General features: G+C 69.9%; 1 protein-coding gene. It reads left to right on the forward strand.

All coding sequences use genetic code 11. The features are described from left to right. Positions 1-211 precede the first annotated feature (211 nt). Positions 212-1,372 carry an IS110 family transposase gene (locus VEA62_RS15170; RefSeq protein ID WP_324823352.1) on the forward strand — a complete coding sequence of 387 codons (1,161 nt, stop codon included), beginning with the start codon at positions 212-214 and terminating at the stop codon, positions 1,370-1,372. The last annotated feature ends 499 nt before the right edge of the window (positions 1,373-1,871 follow it).

Genomic DNA, 1,871 nt, shown 5'->3' on the forward strand with positions numbered 1-1,871 from the left:
GCTCGCTCTGGGGCGCTGATGTCCACGCCCAAACCCGTTCCGTGATCGGCACCGGCCGCCTCAATGGCCTGACGGCCCATCAGGCCATCTCACGCGCGCTCGCCGGTCAGCCGATCCTCGCCAGCTGACCAGCCCCGTGAGATGCTATGGGGCTGGCGGCGCGAAGACGGCACCATCAACGCTCGACATCCCCGGAGAGATGGAGAGCCCGATGCACAAGCCTGACGATCTGAGCAAGTCGCTCGTCGCCTTCGAGCAGGACGCCACCCTCGTCGCGGTCATCGAGATGAGCCTGTCGACTTGGCTGGTCGCCGGCATCGTCCCGGGCGTGGACCGGCACCCGCTGAAGAAACTCGATCCGGACCCCGAGGCGCTGCTCAGGCTCCTGCACCGCTGGCGCGACGAGGCGGTGAAGACGGGGCACGCCGTCTCCCGGGTTACCGTCGCCTTCGAGGCCGGCCGCGACGGCTTCTGGCTTGCCCGCTGGCTGCGCGTCCGCGGGCTCGAGGCGCACGTCATCCACCCCGCCAGCGTTGCCGTCTCGCGCGAGCACCGCCGCGCCAAGACCGACCGCCTCGACACCGAGCTGCTCAAGCGTGCCTTCCTGGGCTGGCTGCGCGGCGAGCGCGACCACTGCAAGATGGCCGCCATTCCTACCCTGGAGCAGGAGGACGGCAAGCGGCCAAGCCGGGAGCGCGAGGCCCTGGTCGGGGAGCGCACGCGGATTGTCAACCGCATGAAGGCAAGCCTGGTCCGCTTGGGCGTGCGCGACTTCAACCCGACGCTCAAGAAGGCACCGGAGCGGCTGGAGACGGTCCAGACTCCCGAAGGGGAACCGATCCCGCCCAACGCCTTGGCTGAACTGCGCCGCGACATGGCCCGCTTGGCCTTGATCCGAGAGCAGATCGAGGCCGTCGAGCGGGCGCGCCTGGAGCAGCTGGAGCGGGGACCGGCGACCGGCTCCCACGCCATGGTGCGCCTGCTGGCCCAAGTCGTCGGTGTCGGGATCGAGACCGCCGACATGCTCGTCCACGAAGTGCTCTCGCGCGATCTCCGGGACCGCCGTGCGGTGGCACGCTACGCCGGCCTGACCGGTTCGCCCGACGAGAGCGGCGCCAAACGTCGGGACAAGGGGCTCGCCCGCTCGGGCAACGCCCGGGTCCGCCGCGGCATGATCCAACTGGCTTGGCGCTTCCTCATCTTCCAGAAGGACAGTGCCCTGGCGCGCTGGTACCGCCAGCGCACCGAGACCGCGCGCGGCGTCCGCAAGACGATGGTCGTGGCGCTCGCCCGGAAGCTGCTCGTCGCTCTGTGGCGGTTCGTGACCACGGGCGCGGTGCCCGAAGGCGTGATCCTGCGCCCGACCATGTGACCGCCCTCGACGGAAGCATAGAGAGATCTGGCACCTATTCGCCCAGCCGCGACCGGGTGCCGCCGACGATCCGAGGTGGCGGGGTCCCGCGTAACTGCATGGCCTGCAAGCCGACCGTGAGAATGGGTCCGCCGCCCCGGAGCCTCGCCGCCGATGCGCATGGCTGCATCATGGTTCGGGTCCTCTCGACCCACCGGATACAAGGACGCGGCGCGACGGTTCGCGCCCGATGGCGGGCTCCCCTCGGAACGAAGGCAAAAGACCGCTCGCCGCGGGGCAGCCCCGAAAGCGAGGCTTTCGGGGCGAACGCAGCGTGTTCCGGCCGGCGTCCGCCTCAAGGGCGCGCCGCACCACTCGGCGCCGCAGGCGCCGACCGTGCGCGCCCTTGACCCGGACGCCGCCCTGCGCAGCGGCCACGGTACATTTGAATGGTAGAACTGGAGGGAGGAGACGGAGATGACCGGCTTGACAGCACCAAAAACCCCATACAAGTAGTTAC

The organism is Brevundimonas sp. (assembly GCF_035627475.1).
GTDB lineage: Bacteria > Pseudomonadota > Alphaproteobacteria > Caulobacterales > Caulobacteraceae > Brevundimonas.